The sequence below is a fragment of the Mesorhizobium sp. WSM4816 genome (assembly GCF_055811535.1).
The window spans coordinates 130,636-155,404 of the sequence record NZ_JBVVQR010000008.1 but is presented as its reverse complement, the minus strand read 5'-3'; the positions used below and the strand labels follow the sequence as shown (position 1 = coordinate 155,404).

The window sequence follows — 24,769 nt, the reverse complement described above, 5'->3', positions numbered from 1 at the left end:
CGAGATGGCCCTGTCATTGCGTCTCCTTTCCGCCTCCGAGGTGTTGGCGAGTGCGATGGTCGGCTTGTCGATTCAAGGCCCCCCAGAGGCGGTTCGGCGCGCGTTGATTGCGGCGCACCTCCACGCTGCATGCGATGCAGACGGAGCGCGGGATGGTCATGGCGTGTTCACGGGGCGCCTCACCGACATGATCGAAACGAATCTTGGGGGCTTGCTCGCGCCTGCCGAGGCGCGTCCGCTGGCTAACAAGGTGCTGGAGGCGCTTGAGGAAACGGGCGACCTTTGGCGGTCACCTGGAGGCTACTGGAAGTCGACACCTCCGCGCGCCGTTGCACTATCGGGTGGCTTGTCCTTCTTGCTGGGCGCTCTCCCGTCAGGCGGATTTGTCGCGGCAGGTGTCATGCGCTATGCGAATGCCGGCGCCACGCAGATGGTCGTGCAGAGCTTTGATGATTGGCTCGGTCGCACCGAACCCATCGGCGTTTGGATGGGCAAGGCACTCAAGATCTATCGCCCACGTCTCCAGCAGGCGGTAATGCCAGCCGACCACCTCGAAGTGTACGCTCCGGACCAAGCCGTGCGGCAGTCGCGATCACGCTGGATAAATGCCCGCGAGGTTGAACTTGCCGGTGTTTCCTTGCGGCTGTGCCGGGCGCAGGCAAAGCCAACGTCGCTCTACAATCGACCGTACTATCTCGGAGAGTTAGAGCCCACGGCCGGCGGGCTATTACTGCGGCGCGCAACTTCCGTCGACCATGGACACGCGCGTCGGTTCCGCTTTGCCTACGATGACGCGCTTCGCGCTACACGCACTTTAAATGCCAGGCGGGACAATGATCTGGTGCAGGTTACGCTGGCCAAGGATCTGCCCATGGAGGAGGCCCGCGTTCTGGCGCTTGGGTGGGAATGTGAAGGCCCAACTCCCCGGTCAGTCCGCTCCATGGCTTTCCCGGTCAGCGCCATGCCGTTCGTCGCACATGCGCTTGGGCGGCTTGGGATAAGACTGAGAGGGGGAGTGTGATGAGCAACGGGGTCGAGCAGAGCGAGCACGGAGTACACGCCACGGTTGGCCGGCTGGGCGCAAGCCTGCGCGGCTACATTGAGGCGCAATACCACGTGCGCAACCAGGCACTCATCCAAGAGCGGCGGCTGCTGCTGCAGGAGGACGGTGCGGTCGCGCAGGCTCCATTTGTTGAGTCTACTCCGGTTTATGAACTGGGGGCTCCCTATGACCAACTTGAGCTGCCACCAGCGGTGGCAAGGGTGTTGGCGGAGCTTGCAGCGGCAAAAGTCGGCTTGTTTCCCCGGCCCTACGTCCATCAGGCGCAAGCCCTTGAGAGGTATTTCGCGGGCTCTGATCTCATCGTCGCCACCGGTACCGGCTCGGGAAAGACCGAGAGCTTTCTGATGCCGATCATCGGCCAACTGACGCAAGAGGCACACGATCGGCCAGCCACGGCGGCGCTGCCGGGCTGCCGTGCCTTGCTGCTCTATCCGATGAACGCTCTGGTCAATGATCAACTGGGCCGCATTCGCCGGCTGTTCGGCGACGAGGTTGCATCGGCTATTGTTTCGACGGGTCGCGCCCGGCCGGTGCGCTTTGGCAGTTACACCGGCCGATCGCCCTATCCAGGACTGCGCTCGGCCAAGCGCGACGGCGAGCGTATCGAACCGCTGTTCGAGAGCTTTTACCTGCCCCTGATGGCGACTCCCGAGACAGTGTCAGGCCTTACCAAGATTGGGCAATGGCCGTCAAAGGACCTGACCGCGTTTTATGGCAAGCAACACGAGGAACTGAAGCCCAACCCAAAGGGCGGTGCACCACGGCGCTATCGCCACTGGGATCGCCGTCTGATCACCCAGCCTGGCGACCGCGAGATGATGACTCGCGATGAAACCCAGCGGGCATGCCCGGATATCCTTATCACCAACTACTCGATGCTCGAATACATGCTGATGCGGCCAATCGAGCGGTCCATTTTCCAGCAGACGAAGGAGTGGCTGCACGCCGACAGCGCCAATGAGCTGATTCTGGTGCTCGACGAGGCGCACATGTATCGGGGCGCTGGCGGTGCGGAGGTTGCTCTGCTGATCAGACGCTTGCTCGCACGTCTTGACGTGCCACGTGAGCGCGTGCGCTTCATCTTGACCAGCGCCAGCTTGGGGCAGGGTACAGCCGCTGAGGCAGCGATCGACGAGTTCGCGCGCAATCTCACTGGATTGCCACGCCAATCGCCGCGTGGGTTCGCGGTTATCACCGGTACGCGTGAACAGCGCCACGGCAGCGGCCAGCCTAGCGACCGCGTGACCGACGTGCTCGCGGTTTTTGATTTGGCAGCTTTCGAACAATACGCAACCCATCCAGAGACTGCGCGAGACGCGGTAGCCGCGTTGGCCGCTGGGTTGGGCTGGTCGGAACCGACGTCGGCCGAAGACCTGCCCGACTACTTGTTTGCCAACCTTACCGGTTTTCCAGTGCTCGAAAGGCTCATCGAGCTTGTATCCGGCAAGGCCCTCGCGCTGGATACCCTGCAGGAGCAACTGTTTGAGCACCATCCCGACGGTACTCGCGCACTAGCGGCCCTGCTTGCGCTGGCCCCCTTTGCGCGCCGCAAAGCGGACGACCGCGTACTCTTGCCCACCCGCCTGCACATGTTCTTTCGCGGCCTGCCGGGGCTATGCGCCTGCGTCGATCCGAACTGTTCCCATGCACGCCATCAGGGACCTGGCCGGATTCTCGGCAGGCTGCACACCCACCACCGCCGGCAGTGCCAGTGCGGTGGACGGGTCTTCGAGCTCCTGACGCACCGTGAGTGCGGTACCGCCTACTTGCGGGGCTACGCAGATGGACCGCAACCTGATTTCCTCTGGAGCACGCCGTCCGGGCCCTTCCGTGAAGGTCGCCAGCCGCCGCTAGTCGAGGTGGAAGTGCTGATGGAACCGCCCACCCCGAGCTTTCTCGACTGCGTTTCCGCCTGGCTCGACATCCGGAGCGGCCGTCTTGATTACAGCACCGAGCGGCCGGCAGAAGGTTTTATCCGCGTCTATCTGCCCACCCAGAACCAGGACTGGGTCAAGAACGGCGTAAGATTTGGCAATTGCTGTGCCTGCGGTGAACCAACTCTGCGCAGTGAGACATCCACTATTATGGACCACGCCACCAAGGGCGAGGCGCCTTTCGCAAACTTGGTGAAGACGCAGTTGGACAGCCAACCGGCTTCGCGGACCGAAACCCGCGAGTATCCTAATGGCGGTCGCAAGGTCCTCCTCTTTTCGGACGGCCGGCAGAAGGCGGCCCGGTTGGCTCGGGATATTCCGCGGGAGGTAGAGCAAGACATTTTTCGGCAAGTGTTGGCGCTGGCCACACGGGCGCTGCTCCAGGCGGGTCGCGAACCGCGGCCTGACCGCGGTCTTTACATCGCCGTGCTCAAGGTTCTGAGCGACAGTAATTTGCCAATCTTTGACCGGGAGGACGCGCAGACGATCGAGGACCAGGTGAAGCGCCTCCAAAAGGACCATGCAGACCAACCTATCGAGGAATTGCTGGCCGACTTCGACCCTGGACCGCCGCCCAGCCGCTACAGGGTGGCTCTCCTCAGGCAACTGTGCGGCCGATATTACTCGCTGGCCGGCACGACGGTGGGTTGCCTCTTTCCGGCCCGGCGCTCGCTGGCGAAGCTTGTTAGTGTGGCTGCCCCTTTGTTTCCAACGCTTTCCGCCGCAGACATGTCCGGCCTGGCCGCCGCGTGGCTGATGCATGTGGCGGACGGCTACGCCTTTGACCATACCATCGAAGGCAACGTCCGCGGGTCGGCGGCAGGCCGCTGGAGGAACGCGTGGGGCAGCAACGGCGCTTTTCCGAGGGGAATCCGGCCCGCGCTGGCCGCCGCCCTGCAGATCGACCTGGCGACCCTCGGTTTGGTCGAGAAGGAGCTCGCGAACGAACTGGGGCTGGCTGACTCCGCCGGCGCGATCTTCATCGATCCCGCCAAGGTCATCGTTCACATCGACCTGGACATGACCTGGCATCATTGCAACGACTGCACCGCGCTGTTGCCGATGACTGTTCATCGTCATTGCGCGGCTTGCGGTTCAGGATCCCTGGAATCGGTCACGCCTTCCCAGAGCGAGTATATCAGGGCACGCAAGGGCTTTTGGCGTGCGCCGGTGGAACGTGTGCTGACAGGCGGTGCGCAACTGCGCAGTATTTCAGTCGAGGAACATACCGCCCAATTGTCAAACCGCGACAATGCGCGGGTGCACGCGACCACCGAACAATTTGAACTGCGTTTCAAGGACGTCCGTATCGCGAAGTCAGACAAGCCGATAGACGTGCTGAGCTGCACCACGACCATGGAAGTGGGTGTCGATATCGGCTCCCTGGTTGCGGTAGGCCTGCGCAACGTGCCGCCGCAGCGGGAGAACTACCAGCAGCGAGCCGGCCGGGCGGGACGCCGCGGCTCGTCGCTTTCAACCGTGCTGACCTATGCGCAGAATGGCCCTCACGACGGCTACTATTACAACAACCCGGAACAGATCGTCGCTGGCGATCCCCGCAATCCCGACGTCAAGGTCGACAACCCAAAGATCGCGCGGCGCCACATCGTCGCCTACCTCTTCCAAACGTTTTTCCACAACTACATGGACCACCACGATGTATCCGTCGGGGCGGGATCGTCTGCCCTGTTCCGGGCACTTGGCAAGGCTACGGACTTTTTCCTCGGCGAGCCGATGTCGGGGCTCGATATCGCAAGCTTCGACATGTGGGTGCGTCAGGAGCTTCTTGCGCCAACCGGCCAGTTGCGCCCTCTGATTCGCAACTGGCTGCCGGACGACCTCCGCGTCGTCCCCCGAACGATCGACGCCTGGATCGGCGAAGAGGCCGCGGACCTGCTGGCGACTCTCGCCCGTTTCCGGGCTGAAATGGCAGCAGCAACCGCAGCAAGTGAAGGTAAAGCTGCCGAAGGCGGCGAGGAGGAGGAGGACCGGCGTTCCGAGCGCGAGGCCATCGCTGATCAAGAACTGCTGGAGTTCCTATTCGCCAAGGGTTTGCTGCCCAGCTATGCTTTCCCCACGGACCTATCGAGTTTCCTTGTGGAGCGCCTGATTCAGCGCAACAACGAGTGGAAGATGGAGGTCGTCGAACGGCCGCAGCAGTCCATTGGCAAGGCACTGAGCGAATATGCCCCCGGACGCCTGATTGTCATCAACAAGGAAACCTATCGCTCCGGCGGGGTGGTCGCGAACACATTGCCCGACGTCGAGAATCGTGCCGAGGCGATCTTTGAGGAACGTCACACTTTGGTGCACTGTGAGAATTGCAGCTTTGTTGCGGATTTGAATGACGTTACACAGGGCGGGGCGCGTTGCCCGGTGTGCGAAAGCGACCTGAAACACACCCACATGGTGGTGCCCCAGGTCTTCCTGCCGGAGGAAGGCAGGGCGCTCAAGGACGATGATCGCGATCAGGACATTACCTACGCGACGGCCGCGCAGTTTCCCGTCCCGGTGGGTAAGGATGATCTGCCCAGTCTGCGAACCGTCGGCCGCAACGTCATGTACGTAGTCACCACTGACCGCCAGTTGGTGACTGTCAACAAGGGACAGGAGACGTCGGGCGGTCGCAGCGGATTCTGGATCTGCAACCAGTGCGGACGCGCCTCGGTTGACGAGCAGCCGCACGCGTCACACAGCCGACCCTACAAGATTGAGTTCTCGTACGGGAAGCCGAGGCCGGCTCATCAGTGTTCTGGTACCTATGAAAACGTGTTTCTGGGCCACGTCTTCTCCACCGATTTGCTGTTGCTGCGTATCAGCCTGAGGCAGCCGCTTGTCACCGAAACGGGCGACCCCTTGCAGTTGAGGATACTCGAAGACGCCCTGTACTCGGTTGCCGAAGGCTTGCGCCTTGCAGCCAGCCGGCATCCACAAATCGATCTCGATCCTTCTGAGTTCGGTGCTGGGTTCCGTATCGTCCCGAACCGGGAGGATGACACGCTGCTGCTCGACGTCTACCTTTACGATACTTTGTCCGGTGGTGCCGGCTACGCCGATCTCGCGGCGAGGAACATCGAGGAAATCCTCCAGCAGACCCTCACGCTATTGGAGGAGTGCCCCGCCCACTGCGAGCAGTCATGCGAGAGTTGCCTGCGGCACTATCATAACCAGTACCTCAAGGAACGTCTTGACCGAAACCTCGGTGCTGAACTGCTCCGCTACGCGCTCGACGGCACGCTGCCTAAGGAGAAGGCACCGGCAGCGCAGGCCGGTTTGCTGCGCAACCTCAAACGGCTGCTCGAACTGGAGGGTTTTGAATGCAGGAGCCCGGCGGAGATCCATGGTGTCGCAGTGCCGCTCGTCGTAGGTCACCGGGAACGACAGGTCGCCATTGGCTTGCGCTCGGCGCTGCTGGCGCCGGAATGGCAGGGGCACTCGTTCGGGCAACTGCCCGCGGTGACATCCACCATGGTGCTCAATGAGTTCATCCTCGGGCGCAACCTGCCGGACGAACATCAAATGGTGCGTAACGCGCTTCTAGGTAAGCAGTAGTCCGGCAGTGGATCGAGTTTGCTCACGCAGCCTCGCCCCTGAGCGCGGAACGCCCAAGCGCGATAACTGCCCTGTTGAACTGCTCAATGTCGTTGCAAATCCGTTCGGCTAGAGAGGGCAGATATGACGCAGACAGGTCAGTCCTGGTGACCTCTTCGATGCGCTCACGGATGGGTTCTTTGCCGAACGGACCATAAATTATCTCATCGAGTCCGTGCGAAAACTCGAGGGTTTCAGCATCTTCACTCAAGCTGTCGCGCGCAATGGTAAGTCCTTGAATAAGATCGTTCACCTCAGGCCCGGTGGCTTTCAACTGTTCCCGCAGCCGCTCTTGGTCCTGCTGAGTGCCTCGACCAGCAGCAATCGCTTCGAGCGACCGCAACATCCCCGATCGGAAGAAAGATAGCTGCCCCGCCTGGCTGGCGTGTTGATGGACCGTATTGGCCGTGATGTAGGCGCCGACTAGTTCGCGAACAGCTCGGTCCAAACTGGCAAACTTGGCACTATGCTCATTTGTGCGTTGAGAGATATCCTTCTCCCATTGACCTCGTTCCTTCTCTTCCTTGGGAGGATGGGTGACCCGAAGAATGTTGGTCACAAGGTCTGCACCAGGGATCAGTCCCGCAATACCTTCGGCTGCACCGCGCAGCAAAGCTCCACCTGGATGCGCTTGTGGCGGCTCGATAGGTTTGTGTGAATCGGTCATCTGCACCTCCCAGTACTTGGCAACACAATATCACGGATAGGACCGGCGATGCTCGATTACTTGTTTTGGCTGGGGAGGGGCCATGCACGTGGCCGAATCTATGCACCCCGACGCCTTCCGACCTTCAACACAATGACAATCGCCACGACCAACACGGACGCGGCCAAGACGCCGTAAAACCCTTCGGCTGCTATTGCAAAACCCCAGAAGTCGATCGTGATCTTGTCCATTGGTTCGGTAGCCTTCAGCAAATTCCAGGTTCAAACGACAGACTGAACCGTCTGCGCTCGTGTTGCGTTTTACGGCGCAAGCATGAGGCACCCTTGCAGGCGTCAAATGCAAAAGGACCATTTTAGAAAGTTATTCTACAAACCGAGATTTTTCCGTCCCAATCGAACCGAAATCGTGCCCTTGCCGACCCTGACGCGCGCCGGGCCGGCGTCAATTGCCGTTTCTCAGGTGGTGTGCTGTCTCAACCCCATTTTTTTAGCGCGGCAACGTAGCGATTGTGCTCCTCCAAAGCCTTCAGCGTGGCTCCCATGACGGTGGATTCCGTCATGCGCTGCAATTCTCGTTGAATGGACGATTCGTGGAGACCCAGCGCTGTCCTATGCGCCAATCAGTCCAAGAGACCGTGTACTTCCCCGTGGAGTGGCGTATCGAAATATCCAGCCGCGGCCTTTTGGACAGCTGTCATTCCGAAAAAATTGTAAATACCCGCCGTCTCTTTGGCCATCCTCAGAAGGTTCTCACTAGCCGAGCCGGAGCCGGATGAAGTCGTGCGCGAGGCCGCTCGCGCAGCTCTCGTTGCCGCCGCTTCGTCAATGAACTTCTGTCCGTTCAGCTTCCAACGGCCCTGCCATCGACGGATCAAAGTCACGTCTGTCTCCGGACGTGAAACGGGCATACTACTGAGGACCCGTCTCATGGCCGTAGTCGCCTTCATGGCTGGATTGTCCAGCAAGATACCGGCGACCTTGGCAAGGGCCTGATCGTCGTTCTTGACGCCGCTGCCAATCGGGCGGCCGACGCGGCGCTTCAGGGTTTTTTCCATTGCTTCGCCTCCATGTTGGTGTCGGTCTGCTCCGTTCGCTCGCTGATACTGTCGCAACGGTTTGGTTCCTCAAGCGATTTAAATAGCTCCGCTCAGTTTATAAGCGCGGAAAATTCGCGTTCGCGAATCCAAAAGCGCGGAAAATTCAGCTACCGATAATTTTCCGCGCTTTTAGGGTTAGACAGGGAGGCTGAGCGCGAAAGTGCCCGTCGGCGGGCCGTTGTCGGCAGTCGCCTTTTCCACCCAAAACGGTCCACGGCACCCCTTGCAAGGCGGACAGTCCAGCTAGCATCTGCGGTCCCGGCACCTGTGGCACCATAGAAATGGTCGGCGGCCATCCCTACTGCCGCCAGCAGCGGGTGCCCCAATAGCGTAGTGCGATCCTACGACTGTTGGACCGCGCGATCGCTCAGAATGGCTTTTTCAAACCAATCAGGCATTTTCTCCTGGCCACCAACGACATTTTCCGGAACGTCTCGCCAGAACGCGACAATCGCGTCTGAGAACGTCTGAAACTGGTCATCACTGACCTTGAGGTTCGTGTAGTCCACCAAGTCCAAAGTCCCTGGCAAACCCGAACCACTAAGCCGATCGTCGAGATACTCAGGATACGTCGCCTTCAGGTCCTTCAGAGATGGTCCGTCGCCATGCTTGTAGACGTTGACCACCAGCCGGCACGCGTCGAGCGCCTTGAAGTAGTCCGTGCTCCGGACCTTCCAGCCGAAACTCTCCAGGAGGTCTGCGATCTTGCCGAAATCCGCTGACCAGACTTTCGCGGTTGCCGTGTCGCCTCGGTGCCAGCGCCGTGTTTCCCGCACCAGCCAGTCCCGCAGCTGTTTCTCCCACTCGTGGAACATCCCGGCGACGACGCTCAGCCGGGTCTGGTTGCGCATGTCGCTCAAGAGTTGATAAAATTGGATGCCGGCGTCGCGGGCAGCCTCATAGAAATCCCCTGAATCGTGCAGGTCGGGATCAAACCGGTCATTGCTTTGCTCCAGCCAGTCCTCGGCCGCCTTGTCGGCTTCCTCTTCCATGTTCTCGAACTGTGACAGCACGCGTTTGCGGGCCTGTTCGACGTAGAACTGGTGGCTGTTAATCAGGGACTCCCGTGAGGGTCCCCACATCTGGAATAATGCGTAGTTCCTCATGCTGGTGCCTCCCATCCAATAGGCGTTAGCACATTACTATGAGGGCCTGCGACCTTACCTTCCTATGCCTCGAACGGGAGCTTTTTTATTGGCAAAGGGGTGCCCAGCACCCATGTCTGACCGGCGAGGTCCGGGGTTGCAACTGCAGGAGGGATTGATGCGGCCGCAGGCGTAGCCGAGGCTCGGCCTTCTTGCGGGCGCGAGGGCGGCGCCCCTTAGCGTATTTTCATAGACGGCCATGCTTGCGCTACCGCCTTGTGAATTTTCGAACTGAGCTATGGAGGCGATGGAATTTCCGCGGATTTCGTACACGGCCTTGCTCGCGCTGCCCGCCCTAGGATGCGGCTGCTGCGAATGTCATAGATGGCCGAGCTGGCGCTACCGGCCTTGTAGGTCTTCTTTCCGTTGAAACGGCTATCGTTCGCAGTCATTTCCCCAGCTCCAATTCTGCATATGACAAAACCCATTATACAGATGTTAGCCTTCTGAGCAGGCACTGCCTACATCCGAACCTTAGGTGTTTCGAGGTTCTCATCATCTACAATGCAGAAAATGAACGACTTTGCTGGTGCGCCCAGCTTCGCTTGGCCGCTCTCGCTGCTATAATCGTATGAAGCATTTCCGGCTTGAGATGCGTATATCGTAGCAACATCTTCCAATCCTTGTGACCGTGACCAGCGCTGCTTGTTCAATCGTGAATCCGGCCTCGAAAAGGCGGCTTGTCCCGTCGTGGCGCAAGTCATGAAAATGAAGGTCGTGGATGTTCAGTTCTGCGCACCCTCGACGGAAGGCGGTCCCGACTGACTTATGATTGAATGGGAAAATTCGATCATCATCGTTGTTGCGCCTTGCCCGCTGCTCCGCGACAATGGCCCACGCATCGTATTCGGTTGCCGCGAATAATGGTATGCGCTGATTGTTGCAATTCTTGTTCAGAGGATCTTTGCGGTCACGGATGAGAAGCATCCGGGTGCGAGAATCCAAGTCGGACCAACGCACTTCCTCCTGGCGCATCGCGGTCGCGACGGCGAAACGTATGATCTGGCTAACGGGTGCTACCTGACGAGGATTTGCATCGAAATGTGCGATTAGTCTGTCGAGCTCATCCTGAGTAGGCCGCCTGTCGCACTCATGCCCTTTGCCAATGAGGCCAAGCCTCTTGACGGCGATACGCGCGAGATCAACTGGTTCGACCTTGACCGCTAGGCCGTGCACCGCTGCATCAGGCCGATATCGATGCCTAGAGTCACCAGTCCAGCGCCTTGGGCAGCGCTATCGCGACCGAAAGGTCACGGGAGTGCGGCTCGGGTAAGATAACTTGGTGAGGACAAAGCAGGCGGTTCGACGCTAAACTTGGGAGCTCCATATTGCCTGGTGAACTGTGCCGATTGGGCATCGATGCGCATTTCGCAACAGCCGGACAGGGGTTCCGCAAAATTCTCGGACAGTGTTTCGCCATCTCGGGCAGTTTGGCGGCGACGGTCCTTGGGTGCCTTTGCGTTCACGGATGGTGCTTTCGCCGTTTCCGGCCGGTCAAGGGGCGCGGCATTTTTGCTCCCGCATTCTGTCGCCCTGGAGCACGATCCGATGTGCGGGTGCGTTTGCACGATCCGTTCGAGAATGGCGTCGGCGAAGGTGCGATGTGGTCGTGCCATCTGGCCACCGGGACTTGGGCGGTGCCGCGATATCGTTCCTCGACGATTTCGAACAGATGCGAGCGCTGTTGCTCGGTAAGAGAGTGGGTTCCGAAGCCATCGAGGACGAGCAGTTGCGAGCGGGTGATCCTGATCGAAGGCGTGGGAAGCGTCCACCGGGATGGGCGAGCGCAATCCTCGAACAGGGCGGCACGCGCACATAGAGCACCGAAACGATCGAGCCCTGCTGCTTGCCGGCCGAAGGCGCCGGCCAGCCACGACTTGCCGGTTCCGGTCTGCCGGCGATGATCAGATTCCCATGGCCGTCCGGGATTTAGCGCAATCGCTGTCCGCGCTTTCGCCGCTGCCCCTGAACGAGTGGACGGTCCGATACGGCTCGCGAGGAGCATCAGGTACGAGAGGCGGCTTGTCCCGTCGGATCGGCTTCCTCTTCGGGAATGTCGTCGAATGACGAGTAGTTCAGATTGTAGAGTTTGGAATAGAGCCCGCCCATAGCCATCAGTTTGTCATGGTTGCCGGTCTCAATAACCTGGCCGTTCTGAAGCACGATGATGCGATCGGCACCACGGATTGTGGCGAGACGGTGGGCGATGACAAGCCCGGTGCGGCCTTCCAGGAGTTTTCTGAGAGCTTTCTGGATGAGCATTTCCGTGTAGCTGTCGATGTTGGCGGTGGCCTCGTCAAGAACAAGGATCTTGGCGTCGGCGACGAGAGCGCGGGCGAAACTGACAAGCTGGCGCTGGCCGAGAGAAAGATTGCCGCCGCGTTCGCCGAGTTGAGTTTCATACCTGTCGGGAAGGCTCATGATGAAGTCGTGGGCTCCGACCACCTTGGCGGCCTCGATCACCTTCTCGCGCGTGACTTCCGTCTTGCGGTAGCGGATGTTCTCGAAAACCGTCCCGGTGAACAGAAACGGCTCCTGCAGCACCATGGCGATCTGGTTGCCGAGCGATTCCTGTGTGAGATCGCGCACATCATGTCCGCCGACCAGCACTTGGCCTTGCTGAATATCATAGAAGCGATGGACGAGGGCCATCGCGCTCGATTTGCCAGAGCCGGTCGGCCCGACTAAGGCGACCGTCTCGCCGGGATTGACCCGGAAAGAGACGTTTTTCAGCACCGGCTGTTTGGGATCGTACCCGAACGTGACGCTCCTGAACTCGACCGAGCCGTCCATTTCGGGCGCAAGGATCCTGGCATCCGGTTTGTCCTGGACCTCGATCCTGACGTCGAGCACATCGGTCAGGCGCTTGCCGGAGGCCATTGCGCGCTGCATGACGGAATATTGCAGAGTAAGTGAGCGAATTGGGTCAAAGAAGCGTTGGATATAGAATATGTAGGCAACCAATACGCCCACATCGACGCGGCCATTCATGATCATGGAGCCACCGACCACAATGACGACAGCCATGGCGAGGCCGGTGAGGCCATCGATGATCGGGACCATGACCTGTGCATATTTGGCAGCGGTCAGGTGGGTCGTGAGGTCGGCATGTGCCTTGTCGTCATACAATACGAAGTTGACGTACTGGCGGTCCATGGACTGGACGGTTCGGACGCCTTGAATCGCTTCGGCCAATGCGCCGTTGACGACTGAATTGGTCTCTTGTGCAGCCATGAAGGCCTCGCGGGCACGCGGCAGCCACACGATGCGGATAATCAACAGGGCCGGCAAGACCGAGAGCGTCAGAAAGCCGAGGTTGAAGTTGACCGACAGCATTACGAAGATGATGCCGAAGAGAAGCGCAATGTCGCCTACGGAGTAGATCGAGTTTTCGAGAAATTCGTGGATAGAGTTGACGTCGCCCTGAAGGCGAGACATCAGGCGTCCTACCTCGGTTTTGTCCATGAAGGAGAGCGATACCTTCTGCAGATGGGCAAACATGGCGCGGCGGATGTCGAAGAGGACGTTCTCGGCCATTTTCCCTACCACGGTTTCTTGCGCGTAGGCGGCGCCGAAATTAACCAGAATGGCAAGCGCAAACGCGATGGCGGCCTCAAGCAGGGCGAAGGCATCAGCGCCTGCCGGAGTTATGGCGTGGTCGATCGCGTAGCGGATGATCAGCGGGATGAGAAGCTGCGTGCCAGTGAAAATCAGCAATGCGGCAAGCGAGACGACCGCCATGGCTCGGTAGGGACGAACGAAGGCCCATATGCGGCGAATGATGTTCTTGTCGAAAGCCCGGCCAAAGATCTCCTCCTCGATGCGATGGGACCCGACGACCGCGCGCGGAGGGCGTCTACCGCTATCATTCGGTTCGATTTCGAGTTCGTTGGCGTGCCGCTTGGCCATCAGGGAGCGCCTCCAAACGTGGTCGCAATGTCATCTCCCGGGCGCAACTGAAGATCATAAAGGGCTTTATAGCGTCCTCGCTTGGCCAAAAGCTCTTGATGGGTGCCGCGTTCCACGATCTCGCCGTTGTCGACAAACAGAATCCGGTCGGCGTGCTTGAGTGAACTCAGCCGGTGGGCGATGATGATCGTCACCCTATCCTTGGCGAAACGCCTTATCGCCGCGCGGATGCGCTGCTCTGTGGCGGCGTCGATCGCGGCCGTTGAGTCGTCGAAAACGACGATTGATGGGCGCAACATCATCGTGCGAGCTATGGTGAGACGCTGACGCTGGCCGCCAGAGAGAGAGGCGCCACGTTCGCCGACGACCGTCTTGTAGCCAGCGGGGAGGCCGAGAATGTAATTGTGCAACTGGGCGGATTCGCTAGCGCGCTCGATCGGCCGTTCCTTCGCCCAGGGGTCGCCATAAGCGATGTTGTTCTCGATCGTGGTTGTGAACAGGAATGCATCCTGCTGTACGACCGCGACCGCCTTGCGAAGTGATGCGAGGGTGACCCCGCGGATGTCCTGCCCGTCAAGCATGATGGTGCCACCAGTGACGTCGTAAAAGCGGGGGATCAGGTGAGCAATTGTCGACTTGCCAGAACCCGGCGGACCCACGATCGCGATCGTCTCGCCCCTACGGGCGCAGAAGGTAATATTCTTTAGAATGACGCGGTTTCCGGTGCCGGGATATGCAAACGAGACATTGTCGAAGCGCAGAGTTCCTTCACCGATCTCGAGCGGTCTTGCACCCGAAGCATCCCCGATCGTGATGTCCTGGTCGAGCAGACTGAAGAGGCGCGAACCGCAAGTGTAAGCGCGGGCAAAGCCGTTGACCATCAGTCCGATTTGGCGGACGGGCATTTGCAGGATCGTCATGAACGTCAGGAACGTCGTGAGCGTTCCAACGCTGATCTGGCCGGCGATGAGTTTGTCGCAACCGACCCAGAGGACCAACCCCATGGCGACAAAGAAGGCGAGGGTCATTGCCGACGTGTTGGGCACGTACACGTCAACCTGCTCGTGCGCGAGTTCGAGCGCGTTTGTCGAGGCGATGTCGAACTTCGCCATCTCATGAGCCTGTGCCGAAAACGCCCGGACAACGCGGATGCCCGCGAGATTTTCCTCCATCACGCGGCCCAGGACGGAAAGCCGTTCCTGCAGGTCGAGCCAGATGGCGCGTAGCTTAAGCTGGGTGACCGACGATCGCCAGGCTACGAAAGGCACGAAGCTCAGCGCGATCAAACCGAGCACCGGATCGGTTGAGATCATCATGCAGGCGCCTATCCCGATTAGCATGGTGAGCAGAAAGAACCTAACCAGGGCGGTGGAAAAATACATCCGCACGCCGTCGAGATCGAGGATGCCGAGGGTGATCAGGTCGCCTGAATGCACCCGGTCGTGAAAGGAAAAGCTCAGGCGCTGGACCTTGTCGTAACAAGCAAGCCGCAGTTCGTACGCGACGTGGTGCCCGACGGCTTCGGCAAAGTAGTTTTGCGCCATCGTAAAGAGGCCGCGTAGCATACTCGCGCCGAGCAGCAGGAGAGCAGGAGTCCAGAGGGCTTGTTCTGCAGCCGTCACCGTGACACCGCCCCCGATGGCTAGTTGGGTCTGGTCGACAGCCCGGCCGAGAAGCTGGGGAATGAGCAACTGCAGGATTACGGCTACCATCGTCGAACCGATAGCTAACGCGACCTGCCACGGGTGCCTCAAATTCATGCGCGTAATGCGCAGTAGCGTGCTCAAGCCCCGGCCCCACCCGGCCGCTTTTACATGCGCGGACGATTTGAGAGAGGTCGTGCCAACAGCATCACTGCCCACCGAGTGCCCCCGACTGAATTTTGCGCCTTCGGAAGCGAGCCGGTCGACTCACATCAAAGACGTCCCTCCAAGTGGATCCTGGCCACCATCGGCTCAACATGCTGATCCGGCGAGTTGCGCCACGGCTTCGCTCGCTGGCATGTCGATCACCGTGATTCCGCTTGCGGCAAGGAAACGGGATTCGTTTCTGGTCAGCGTTTGCCCGTCCATTATCGCGTAATGGGGGCCTTCTGAGCGCTTCATGATCTGCCTGGCGTAAGTGCGCAGCATCTGATCATTGAAGCGGCAGCCGACGAAGAAAAAGCCCCGGTCGACGCGTCGTTCCTTGACCACGTCAGGGATAGGCGTCTGGATATCGATTTCAGTCAGGGCTTCGACATAGTCGGAATCGGCAATGAGGAAATTTGCGGCCGGCCTAATACTGCCATGTGGCGCATAGAGAACCGTCTTCGTCGCTGCTCCAGCCTCGAGTTCCCTTCCCGACAAGTCGTAAGTTTTGGTCCAAATGTCGCCAACTTCGTTCGCCCGCGTAACGCCTTGTATCTCGACGACGTCGGTTCGGCCGGCCTCTGCCAGCGCCGCGCGCATGGCGCCTTCGTACCAACTGTCGATGATGAGAGAGAGCGGGAGTTTTGCGAGCCAGGCGTGGAGGATGCTCGGCGCCGCCGGCCCCGCAAATATATCAGTCATCCAAGCTTGAAGTGTGCGGCGATGCCGGCGCTGTTCGATGAACTGCGCGACCGACCACATATTGGTGCGGATCTTCGAGGGGGCTGGCGCCCGCGTGTTGAGTGCCTCGGCAACGGCTTCGGGGGTACACGGCACGGGCGGCTCAGCAGAGCTGAGCCGGAGGAGACCCGGACCGAGATACGGGATCACCTGATCGGAGACTAACGCTCGTCTGGCCAGCTCAAGCAGCTTTCGGGCAAAACTGTCCCGGACGACGACTAGGTGGCCCGAGGTCGGGATCGTGTTCATGCTCGTTTCCTCTTGACGCCTCTCATTGACGGGCGGCATCAGTCCCCGTCGGAAAGCTTCCTTGCCTCGACGGTGATCGGCAGACGCGTATGCGGCGGAAGATCGGGAAGGAGGAGCCGCCAGCCGTTCCTGAGCGTTACGACCCCGCCCCACAGGTCCTGGTTCTCGAGCTTGATAATCGGCTCCTCGAGATCCTTTTTGGGGACATACGCCGACAACCCGGCCTCGGTCCTGCGGATCATTACTTTCATGCGGCCGTTCCTTTATTGGCGTTTTCTTCGGCACTGCAGGGAGCGTCGGCTTTGTCGAGGCTCGTCAATTCACGCGTTCGCATGCCGACGACCGTCCCACGGTCGATCCATTCGACCGCGTAGATGAAGAACTGCTGTAGAAACGTGCCAATGTCGCGCACATAACCCTCTTCGCCCTTGCGCACGAGATTTTCGCCGATCTCCCTGCCAGGATAGGTGCCGTCATTCTTAATGTGGCGAGTGGCACGGACCCGTTCTCCCGGCTGAAATTGGGGAGGTCTGCGGATTTCCACCTCCTGTTCGCGTGCGGGCCGCATGGCGGTTCCTTCGTTCTCTGAGGCTAGTGTCATTGATGAGGCGCGCAGACATTCCCCGGGGCAGCCAGTTGTGTGGGTACCCAGTGGACTCAGGCAGGAACGCAGGTCTTCGGCACAGGACACACCGAAGCACATTGCTGAGTGTCGAAAGCTCCCTCGCATTCGGTGCACTTCTGCAGCTCGACCACGTAGCTCTCGCCTTTGAACTTGATCGCACCCGACGGGCATTCGAATTCGCAGGCGCCGCATTGTGTGCATTGGGATGCGATGATCTTGAAAGCCATTTTGATTCCTGATTCGAGTAAATGAGATAGGTTCAGGCCGTCGCGGCGAGTGCCTGGACGCCGGACTCGGCGGCGTAAATCGAGCTGATTGCCGTTTCGATGTAGTCATGGCCGTAAGCGTCGGTTGCTCGGATACCGGCGGCCGCGAGCTGATCCTTGGGGCAATCTCCAATTTTGACGCAAAGCACTATGTCTACGCCTCCAAGTGCAGCGATGACCCCGTCGAGAGTGGCCTTCTCGCCCCAACCCCCGAGGCAATACTGCTCAACCTTGCGGTGCCCGATAAAGTTGATCCCTATCGGCGACGCTTCATACACCTGGAATTCCTTGGCATGGCCGAAGTGTTCGTTAACGCGGCCGCCGCCCTTAGTCGCCACCGCAACGAGGAGGGACTTGCCGGAGCTCGTTGTCTTGACCATTCCGATCGCTTCGCTCCTGGCTGCCAGGCGATCACGGCGCTCCTCCGTGACCAGCTCCCGATAGGCTTCGCGCTTGCCGGCATCGTAGGTGAGCTCGCCGGGAATCTGGTCCAGTGTGAATTCCTGGCCACGATCCTCACCCAGCAGGCCGACGGCATCTGCCCGGCACTGCCGGCAGTGGCGCATCAACTTGGCGCCGCCTTCAAGACGATCCTGAAGAGCCTTCATCTCCATTGCATTTGGACCGCGCTGCCCGGTCAGTCCGTAGTGCGTGCCGTGCGCCGGGTCGGAAATCAGAGGCATGACGTTGTGCAGGAACGCGCCGCGCTGCTTGACCCACTTATTCACCTCAATCAGGTGCTGGTCGTTCACTCCAGGGATCATCACCGAATTGATTTTGGTGAGGATGCCGCGCGCGCTCAGCATCTCTAACCCCAGCATCTGCCGCTCGTGCAGAATTCTGGTGGCTTGGATGCCGACGTAGCGGCGATGGTCGTAAAAGATCCAGGGATAGATCTTTGCGCCGACTTCCGGATCGACCATGTTGATCGTGATCGTCACGTGATCGACATTCATGTCGGCAAGCTCGTCAACGTGGTCCGGCAGCGCGAGCCCGTTCGTAGAGACGCAGAGCTTGACGTCGGGGATTTCCCTGACGACGCGTTCGAACGTCGCCTTGGTCTTCTCCCAGTCGTAGCAGGCATCGCCCGGTCCGGCGATCCCAAGCACGGAAAGCTGCGGCACTTCATTGGCGACCGCGATCACCTTGCGTACTGCCTGATCGGGCGTCAGCTTTTCCGAGACAACCCCGGGCCGGCTTTCGTTGGCGCAATCATATTTGCGATTGCAGTAGTTGCACTGGACATTGCAGGCCGGCGCTACGGCGACGTGCATGCGCGCGAAATAGTGGTGCGCCTCTTCTGAAAAGCACGGGTGATCCTTGATCTTGTCCCAGATGGCCGGATCCACATCGTCCGGCCTTGTCGTCGACCCGCAGGAGGAAGATGCGCAGCCACCCGACTTCGCGCTCACCAGCAACTGGTCGGAGAACCTCGCGTCGGTCAGGCTCTCAACTGAAATCACCGGTGCGGCCATTGAAGGGCTCCGTTACGGGTTAACGTCGCGGTTCGAAGCGCAAGAGCAATGCCAACTGAAAAGGTGGCGCTAGTTCACGAATTGGCTTTGCGCGTCGGATATCATGGAGTTGCTCCGACATAGCTTTGTCGGACTTCTAACAGGACTATGTTAGAAGGTGAGGAAGACGACCCGGCCGGACATCAGTTCAAGATAGAAATCCCGCGTCGGCCGCTCGGCCGTGATCGCCCTCGGCACAACTCCCGACCGGTCTTCCGACGAGGATGTCGGTCTCGGCGACGGCGAGCTCGTCCGCGCTAAAGTTGCCACTGCTCACTTGGGTCTGCATGGTTCCGATTCAGGAGAGTGGGGTGACTCCTTTCTGTGCGATCGGCAAGACGTCGGCAAGGGCGGGTGATGAAGGGGTGTGACAGCATCACACACTCGCGCAGCTTTGGCCCGGGCTCCGACACATTTCGCGTAGCTGGCGCAGTGTTCTCGTTCTCCACGTCATGAGAATGCTAGAATTTCTTCACATCGATACCGTGTCGGCGCAAAGCGTATCCGACCTGTCGCGGCGTGACGCCGAGGACACGGGCGGCCTTGGCCTGAACCCAGCCGACCTTCTCCATCGCGCCGATCAGCCGATCGCGTTCCGTCAGGCGCGGGCCTATTGCAGGGAGAGCGGGATCATTTGCAGGGTCGGCAGTATGGGGCCGCACGTTATCCTGCGGGGCGCCGAATCGCCCGGCCGGCATTGGCAATCCGGCGGGCATCATATTGCTTCGAAAGCGCTGGTTGCCGGTATTGCCGCTGAGCGAATGATCAGCTTTTTTCCAGAGGAGCCAAGATAGGCATTGATTATTGTTGCAGGCAAAATCTGATGGAGCGATTGTCCTTGAGCGCGCTAGCGTGGCCGTCCTTTGCACGCAGTTCTCCAATTCGCGGACGTTACCAGGGAAGTAGCATTGTGAGATAAACTCGAGCGCCGACGGCGCGAAGGCGAGTTCGAGATGGTTCTCCTTGTTGAAGCGTTCGAGGAAGGCGTTCGCAAGGCGAGGGATATCCCCCGGTCGCTCTCGGAGCGGAGGCAGGATGATTGGCACCACATTGATGCGATAATAAAGGTCGGCCCTGAAATCCCCGTTTACGACAGCCGACTCGAGATCCCTGTTGGTGGCGCATATAAGTCGCACGTCAACCTGCAGCGTCTTGGTACCGCCAACACGCTCCAGTTCGCCTTCCTGCAAGACGCGTAACAGCTTGGCTTGGAAGGCAGGCGAAATCTCGCCGATTTCGTCGAGTAGCAGCGTTCCCCCGTTTGCCAATTCAAAACGGCCGGCGCGCTGGGAAATTGCCCCTGTGAAGGCGCCTTTTTCATGTCCGAACAGCTCCGACTCCAGAACGCTTTCCGACAGTGCGGCGCAGTTCAACTTGACGAAAGACTTCCTCCGCCGGCGCGAGAGCCTATGTATGGCTTGCGCGAAAAACTCCTTGCCGGTGCCGCTCTCGCCCCTCAGAAGCACGGTGGAATTCGTCCTTGCTACAATGGAGACGGTTTCGAGCACCTGCTTGAGTGCGGGGCTCTCCCCGATGATCCCATCCATCTTGACGGGTGCATGCGGGACGGGGTCGGTCCGGTCCTCATCGGACGAATTCTCCGCTGTCCAGCTCTCATCGACGCGCCGCTCACGATCCCTAGTCAAGCCGCGATGGAGGCGAATAGTGCGGCCTACGAGGTTGGCCACCATCGTCAGGAAGCAGATGTCCTCATCGTAGCGGGACCCGTTTGCGCTGTCTCTTACGATCGACAACGCCCCAAGGATCCTGTCCTCAGCCTTAACCGGGACGCCGATGAAGGCCATTGGGAGGGAATTGACACCACGATCTGCTTGAAGGTCGGCCTGAAACAACTCGGACGTGCTGAGGTCCGCGATGACGAGCCGCGTGCCCGTAGCGACGATTTGATCTATTGCCGCCTTTGGTATGATGGGGGGAGTGCCTGATGGGCCGCTGCCGGCACTCGCGGCGATCTCCTGCTCACCTTCAGAGTCCAGGACAAAGATTGCTCCATGACGCATTTGCACAAACGACGGGAGAGTGTTCGCGACATTGGCCAGCGTAACCTCCAGCCGGTCGGGAGCCGTCAGCGCCTTCGACACCTCGTAGATTCCCTTGAGCCAGTCATCTGCTTCGAACATCCCATCACTGGCGGGTTTGCGGAAGGTGTCTCGAGGTCCTACTCCGTTGACCCGATCATCCGGCCGTATGTGAGCCATGGAAACACCTCAGCGGTTGTGGTCCAGGGTGCTCCTCCCAAGCGCCTTTTCATCAGTTCAGGAAGTTCACCCGCTCCGCAATTCGGCGAGATGGTGCCGGCAAAATTGCGCTTTGTCGCGAGTTCGGGAGTACACAGGTGCACACCCGCCGAAGCGGTGCCAAAGCCGATCATCCGAACTTGAAGAGGACGCCGAAGCCACCACGCGGATAGTTCCATTCGATCTCGCCGCTGGCCTCGCACAAAACGCGGCAGGTGCCGCACTCCATGCAGCCATCGGCGGTGATTTCAACTTGACCTTTGTCGTTCAACTCATAGCATTTCGCTGGACAGACGCGTGTCAGCGCGAGCAGATTCGCGCTTGGTTGCTTGTGCGGTCGCACCTTTATATGCGGACGGCCGGAGTCCACCAGATAGCGGTTCTGGTAAAGCTTGTCTTCGACACGTGATTCTGTCCCTGGGTTCGTCATGTCGTCAGTGCCTCACCGCCACGCCAATGCCAGGCGGATCGCGTCGCTGACCAGCCCCAACCGCGAGCGCGCCTTGATGAAGGCTGCCGTGGTCGCCTTTTCCTTTTCGATCTTTGGCGTGCCGTCGACACGCATGAAGTTTTGCGCGGCTTGCGACATCAACCGAGGGTAGGTCGTGAAGAAATTGCAGGCGTTAGTGTGGAGTAAAGCTGGCATGTCTTTGTATTTCCGCAGGTCTTTGACTACGAATGATTTATCCAGCATCGTCTGGTAAAGGGCGAGGTTCCGTTTGGTCATTGGATCGTTGCGTCTCTTCACTTGGATGATAGCCTCAGCCGCAATGCGACCGGAGGTCATGGCGAGGTTCGAACCCTCGCGGTGAACGGCGTTGTTTAATTGCGCGGCATCGCCGACAACGACCCAACCGTCGCCAAAGAGCTGCGGAATAGCCTTGTAGCCACCTTCGGGAATGAGATGCGCCGCGTATTCTTTCACCTCCGAACCGGCGATCAGCGGCCGGATCGAAGGATGGTTTTTTAGCGCGTCGAGAAGGGCGTAAGGGCTCTCCATCTTCGCGGCGAAATCCGAGACGAGGCAGCCGATGCCCAGTGAGATCGATTCCTTGTTGGTGTAGAGGAACCCGAGCCCGGCCATGCCGTGGGATATCGTGCCGACTGCCTCGATCACGCAGCCTTCACTCCCTTTGACCCCGAACCGCTGCTCAATGACCTCTTCGGGCAGGAAATGCATCTCCTTTACTGCGAGCGCCACCGCTTCCGGCTTCAGCATCTTGCGAAGACCGCCCCGCGTGCCAAGCAGCCCGCAGACACCTTCTGCAAGAACAACTACGTCCGCGTAGATCGCTCCGCCGGCCCGATCCGTGCGGACGCCGATCACCTTGCCCTTGGCGTCACTGACGAGTTCCGTCACAGTCGTCTCGCACAGAACCGTCGCTCCGGCCTCGCGCACCCTGCGCGAAAACCACTTATCGAACTGGGCACGAATGATCGTATAGCGGTTGGGCTTCACCTCGTTGAAGTCGTCCGACCGATAGTGAATCCCGGTGTGGGAGGTGTCGTCCATCACCCAGAGCCGCTGTTCAACCAGATGCCGCTCGAGCGGTGCATCATCCCGGAAATCCGGGACGATCTTCTCCAGCATGTTCGCGTACATGATGGCGCCCTGGACATTCTTGGAGCCCGGATATTCGCCTCGCTCCAACTGCAGCACCTTCAAGCCGTCGCTTGCCATAGTGTAGGCAGCTGCGTTCCCGGACATGCCGGCGCCGATGACAATGGCGTCGAACTTTTCCTTGATCATCTCCATCTCCCTTAGCTCGCAAGCTTATCGCGACTGTGCGGTGACAGCCGCCGGGTGAAGGCCTCGGTCAGCGCCGGCAGGAAGCGAACGGCATCGGTGACGATCCCGAGGTGAGCGAAATCGAAAATCGGCGCGTTCGGGTCGGTGTTGATGGCCACGATGAGATCGGCTCCCTCAACTCCAACGCGGTGCTGGATGGCGCCGGAAATACCGGCCGCTATGTAAAGCTTCGGCCGGATTGTCTTGCCTGTTTGGCCGATCTGCCGATCGGCCGACATCCAGCCCTTTTGGACCAGCGGCCGCGAACAGCCGAATTCGGCGCCTATCACTCGCGCGAGACTCTTCACAAGCTGCAGGTTCTCCGCTCCGCCGAGACCGAGCCCTCCCGCAACCACCACATCCGCATAGGCGAGATTGGCGTTACCCGACTGGCTGTCCGGAAGGAATCCTAGCACCTTGGTGACGATTTCATCCTCGGCTAGCGACAGCTTGTGCGGGATGACACGCCCGATCGCTCTGTCGGCCCGCTGCGGCATGGGCATGACCCTCGGTCGCACCGTCGCCATCTGCGGCCTGTAATTGAGCGTGTAGATCGTGCATAGCAAGGAACCGCCGAAAGTCGGGCGAGTCGCGGCGAGCGAACCGTCAGCATCCACGTCAAGTTCGGTGCAGTCGGCAGTTAGCCCTGTCAGCAAGGTTGTTGCGACAGAACCGGCGAGATCCCTGCCGAGCGTGGTTGCACCGAGAAGCAGGATCTCGGGTTTGTAAGTAGCAACCAGATCGGTCATCGCCTTGGTGAAAGGCTCATTACGATAGTCGGCGAGCACCGGCGCCTCGACGAAGTAGACGAGGTCGGCGCCATAGGCGAAGGCCTCGGCGACTGCGTTTTGCGTGGCTTCTCCCGGGGGTCCGAGCACAGCACCCGCGAGCTGGACGCCAAGTTTGTCCGCCAGCTTGCGGCCCTCGCCAAGCAGCTCGAAGGATACGGGGTGGACCTGGCCGCGTTCGAGCTCGATGAAAACCCAAACGTGCCGATAGTCCCTGAAACGCTCGGGCAGCTCCTTCTTCATCCCGGCACGGCCGGCGGGCGGGCGAGGGGTGTCTGAGTTCGTGCTCGACATATGGTCTGCTCCTTGCCGTCACGCGCCCTCGAAGGCGAGTTCCGGTTCCAGCGCCGGCTGGCGGGTGAAGATTGCACCAATCAGTTCGTCTGCGGCATCGCGCAGCGTCTTCTCGGCGATCTCAATTTGCTCCGCCTTTTCCGAACGCGCGCTAGGGGCAAAAACGCGTTTGACGACCGTCGGCGAGCCACGCAAGCCGCATTTAGTGAGATCTTCAATGCCCGCCTCGGCCGCACTCCATTTCACAATCTGGCTGCGCGCGGCGCAAAGCGCGTCTTCGATCGAGCCCCGGCGCATCTCGTTCGTGCCCTCCAGCATGGTGATGAGGCAAGGCAGCCTGCTCTTCAGCTTCTGGGTGCCGCCCTCGCAACGGCGCTCGACCGTGATCTCGCCTGCAGCAAGATCAATGGAGGCGATTTTGGCGACATAGGTGAGTTGAAGGAGATCGAGACGCTTGGCGATGCCGGGCCCGACTTGGGCGGTGTCGCCGTCGATCGTCTGTTTGCCCGTGAAGACCACGTCCGGTGTGCCGAACGTCTCGCCGATCTTCGCGATTGCCTGCGAAAGAGCAAAGGAGGTCGCCAGTGTGTCGGAACCGGCAAAATAGCGGTCGGTCAAAAGCACCGCGCGATCGGCGCCGTAGCCGAGCGCCTTGCGCAGGCAGTCCTCTGCCATGGGTGGACCCATAGTAAGCACTGTGACCTCCCCACCATAAGCGTCGCGTAGCCTGAGCGCTTCTTCCAGGGCAAATAGGTCGTAAGGGTTGATGATGGTCGGCACACCCTGACGCATGATGGTGTTCGTCACCGGATGGACCCGTATCTGTGCCGAGTCCGGCACCTGCTTGATGCTGACGACAATGTGCATTGGCGTTCTCTATGCTGTTATCCCGAGGCGAGCTGGCGGTGCGAGTTCTTGTTTGCATTGTTCGTGCCAAGTGTTTTGCGAGCGTCTTTCCTTTTAAATTCCATTGATCATTTCAGAGGCCCC

At 59.8% G+C, this 24,769-nt stretch carries 20 protein-coding genes; 2 read left to right on the top strand and 18 right to left on the bottom strand.

Annotation, left to right across the window (positions count from 1 at the left end; genetic code table 11):
* The first annotated feature begins 4 nt into the window (after positions 1–4).
* Together AC0L3H_RS12445 and AC0L3H_RS12440 are read left to right on the top strand one after the other, a co-directional pair.
* Positions 5–1,021: a hypothetical protein gene (locus AC0L3H_RS12445; protein WP_473585639.1), complete on the top strand. Its 1,017-nt coding sequence runs from the start codon at positions 5–7 to the stop codon at positions 1,019–1,021.
* Positions 1,021–6,549: a DEAD/DEAH box helicase gene (locus AC0L3H_RS12440; protein ID WP_473585638.1), complete on the top strand. Its 5,529-nt coding sequence runs from the start codon at positions 1,021–1,023 to the stop codon at positions 6,547–6,549. Before AC0L3H_RS12445 ends, AC0L3H_RS12440 begins: the two co-directional genes overlap by 1 nt.
* A 22-nt stretch (positions 6,550–6,571) precedes the next feature.
* On the opposite strand, the gene AC0L3H_RS12435 is transcribed toward AC0L3H_RS12440, so the two are convergent.
* The 18 genes from AC0L3H_RS12435 to AC0L3H_RS12350 all read right to left on the bottom strand — a co-directional run bounded on the left by AC0L3H_RS12435 (position 6,572) and on the right by AC0L3H_RS12350 (position 24,646).
* Positions 6,572–7,255 carry a hypothetical protein gene (locus AC0L3H_RS12435; protein WP_473494365.1) on the bottom strand — a complete coding sequence of 228 codons (684 nt, stop codon included), beginning with the start codon at positions 7,253–7,255 and terminating at the stop codon, positions 6,572–6,574.
* Between the two features lie 98 nt (positions 7,256–7,353).
* Entirely contained in the window at positions 7,354–7,485 is a 132-nt protein-coding gene (locus tag AC0L3H_RS12430; RefSeq protein ID WP_473585637.1) for a hypothetical protein, read from the bottom strand.
* A gap of 389 nt (positions 7,486–7,874) precedes the next feature.
* Entirely contained in the window at positions 7,875–8,309 is a 435-nt protein-coding gene (locus AC0L3H_RS12425) for a hypothetical protein (RefSeq protein ID WP_473585636.1), read from the bottom strand.
* Between the two features lie 383 nt (positions 8,310–8,692).
* Positions 8,693–9,457 (bottom strand): hypothetical protein, encoded by a 765-nt coding sequence (locus tag AC0L3H_RS12420; protein ID WP_473585635.1) that lies wholly within the window; start codon positions 9,455–9,457, stop codon positions 8,693–8,695.
* Between the two features lie 600 nt (positions 9,458–10,057).
* Entirely contained in the window at positions 10,058–10,672 is a 615-nt protein-coding gene (locus AC0L3H_RS12415; RefSeq protein ID WP_473585634.1) for a tyrosine-type recombinase/integrase, read from the bottom strand.
* A gap of 286 nt (positions 10,673–10,958) precedes the next feature.
* Entirely contained in the window at positions 10,959–11,501 is a 543-nt protein-coding gene (locus tag AC0L3H_RS12410; protein ID WP_473585633.1) for an ATP-binding protein, read from the bottom strand.
* On the bottom strand, positions 11,501–13,405 hold the full coding sequence (locus tag AC0L3H_RS12405; protein WP_473494369.1) for an ABC transporter ATP-binding protein: 1,905 nt from the start codon (positions 13,403–13,405) through the stop codon (positions 11,501–11,503). The genes AC0L3H_RS12410 and AC0L3H_RS12405 overlap by 1 nt, the downstream gene beginning before the upstream one ends.
* Positions 13,405–15,267 (bottom strand): ABC transporter ATP-binding protein, encoded by a 1,863-nt coding sequence (locus AC0L3H_RS12400; RefSeq protein WP_473494370.1) that lies wholly within the window; start codon positions 15,265–15,267, stop codon positions 13,405–13,407. The genes AC0L3H_RS12405 and AC0L3H_RS12400 overlap by 1 nt, the downstream gene beginning before the upstream one ends.
* Positions 15,268–15,360: 93 nt before the next feature.
* The gene (locus AC0L3H_RS12395; RefSeq protein ID WP_473585632.1) at positions 15,361–16,245 is read right to left on the bottom strand and encodes an SIR2 family NAD-dependent protein deacylase; all 885 of its coding nucleotides are present in this window, start codon (positions 16,243–16,245) and stop codon (positions 15,361–15,363) included.
* 38 nt (positions 16,246–16,283) lie between these two features.
* Entirely contained in the window at positions 16,284–16,496 is a 213-nt protein-coding gene (nifT, locus tag AC0L3H_RS12390) for a putative nitrogen fixation protein NifT (protein WP_473494372.1), read from the bottom strand.
* Entirely contained in the window at positions 16,493–16,813 is a 321-nt protein-coding gene (locus AC0L3H_RS12385; RefSeq protein WP_473494373.1) for a nitrogen fixation protein NifZ, read from the bottom strand. The genes nifT and AC0L3H_RS12385 overlap by 4 nt, the downstream gene beginning before the upstream one ends.
* A gap of 89 nt (positions 16,814–16,902) precedes the next feature.
* Positions 16,903–17,097, bottom strand: a complete 195-nt coding sequence (locus tag AC0L3H_RS12380) for a 4Fe-4S dicluster domain-containing protein (protein WP_008878193.1) — start codon at positions 17,095–17,097, stop codon at positions 16,903–16,905.
* Positions 17,098–17,129: 32 nt separating this feature from the next.
* Positions 17,130–18,611 carry a nitrogenase cofactor biosynthesis protein NifB gene (gene nifB, locus AC0L3H_RS12375; RefSeq protein ID WP_473585631.1) on the bottom strand — a complete coding sequence of 494 codons (1,482 nt, stop codon included), beginning with the start codon at positions 18,609–18,611 and terminating at the stop codon, positions 17,130–17,132.
* Positions 18,612–19,111: 500 nt separating this feature from the next.
* On the bottom strand, positions 19,112–20,869 hold the full coding sequence (gene nifA / locus AC0L3H_RS12370; RefSeq protein WP_473585630.1) for a nif-specific transcriptional activator NifA: 1,758 nt from the start codon (positions 20,867–20,869) through the stop codon (positions 19,112–19,114).
* A gap of 169 nt (positions 20,870–21,038) precedes the next feature.
* Positions 21,039–21,338 (bottom strand): ferredoxin family protein, encoded by a 300-nt coding sequence (locus tag AC0L3H_RS12365; protein ID WP_473585629.1) that lies wholly within the window; start codon positions 21,336–21,338, stop codon positions 21,039–21,041.
* 12 nt (positions 21,339–21,350) lie between these two features.
* Complete coding sequence (locus AC0L3H_RS12360) at positions 21,351–22,658, bottom strand: FAD-binding protein (RefSeq protein ID WP_473585628.1); 1,308 nt, start codon at positions 22,656–22,658, stop codon at positions 21,351–21,353.
* 11 nt (positions 22,659–22,669) lie between these two features.
* Positions 22,670–23,779, bottom strand: coding sequence for an electron transfer flavoprotein subunit alpha/FixB family protein (locus AC0L3H_RS12355; protein WP_473585627.1), 1,110 nt, complete (start codon positions 23,777–23,779; stop codon positions 22,670–22,672).
* Positions 23,780–23,797: 18 nt separating this feature from the next.
* The gene (locus AC0L3H_RS12350) at positions 23,798–24,646 is read right to left on the bottom strand and encodes an electron transfer flavoprotein subunit beta/FixA family protein (RefSeq protein WP_473585626.1); all 849 of its coding nucleotides are present in this window, start codon (positions 24,644–24,646) and stop codon (positions 23,798–23,800) included.
* Positions 24,647–24,769: the final 123 nt, after the last annotated feature.